The organism is Streptomyces sp. DH12, assembly GCF_020873895.1.
In the GTDB taxonomy this organism is placed as follows: domain Bacteria; phylum Actinomycetota; class Actinomycetes; order Streptomycetales; family Streptomycetaceae; genus Streptomyces.
The window spans coordinates 1-805 of sequence record NZ_JAHWGT010000212.1 but is presented as its reverse complement, the minus strand read 5'-3'; the positions used below and the strand labels follow the sequence as shown (position 1 = coordinate 805).

Here is an 805-nt window from a genome sequence, read left to right as displayed (position 1 = left end):
AGACAGGGCATCGAGACGTCCGTCCGCACCCGGTGCGTCGACGCCCAGCGACAGCAGCCGCAGGTCGGCTTCGGGCCTCGCTGCGGACACATGGTGTCCGGGCCGTCCGGGCGCGATCCACTCCGTCAGCCTCTCGAGGTAGGCCCGCACCGTCACGCCCTCTGCCGCGGCTGCCGCCGCCAAGCGGTCGTACGTGGCGGTCGTGACGCGGAGGTCCCGTTCAGGCATCGGCCGGCTGCCTCCCCTCGGCCAGCAGGTCGAGCAGTTCCTCCGCCCACGACGGGTCGTAGCGGTCGAGGCGGGGCATGCCCCCCTCGCCGGGATCGCCCGTCCACTGGACGTGCGCGCCGGGGTTGTGGACCGCGTACCCGCCGGGCGCGAACAGGTGAGGGCTGCCCTGGATGCCGGGCCCCTGGGCGACGCGGAACTGCGCGTAGATCTCCGCGCGGCCGGCGCCGCGTTCGAGAGCGCGGGCCAGGGCCTCTTCGTCGACGTGCTCACACCCGGCGGCGACGTCGAGGATCTCGGAGGGAATGCTGACGCACCTGCTCTCGACGTAGAACGCGTGCCGCAGTCCGGCGTCCAGTTCGTCGCTGCCGCGCAGGCCGCCCACGGACGGGTCCTTCGCGGCCCGGACGGCTTCCATCGCGGGCAGCATCGTCGAGGGGTAGTCGTACTCCCGCCCGGCCCACGGACGCCAGCCGAGGTCGGGACGGTGCCCGGAGATCACCACGATCTCGGGCTCCACGATGAACTTGGGCGTGGGCTGGTGGTTGAACAACTCCACCGGGCCTTCCCGCTGGAG

At 72.7% G+C, this 805-nt stretch carries 1 protein-coding gene and 1 pseudogene; both read right to left on the bottom strand.

Features of this window, described 5'->3' with window-relative positions; all coding sequences use genetic code 11:
* Nucleotides 1–228, bottom strand: a pseudogene (locus LPA54_RS33590) (hypothetical protein); the annotation flags it as partial.
* Nucleotides 221–805 (bottom strand): DsbA family protein (locus LPA54_RS33585; protein ID WP_228984494.1); only part of this gene is annotated, 585 nt, incomplete at its 5' end. The pseudogene LPA54_RS33590 and the gene LPA54_RS33585, both read right to left, overlap by 8 nt.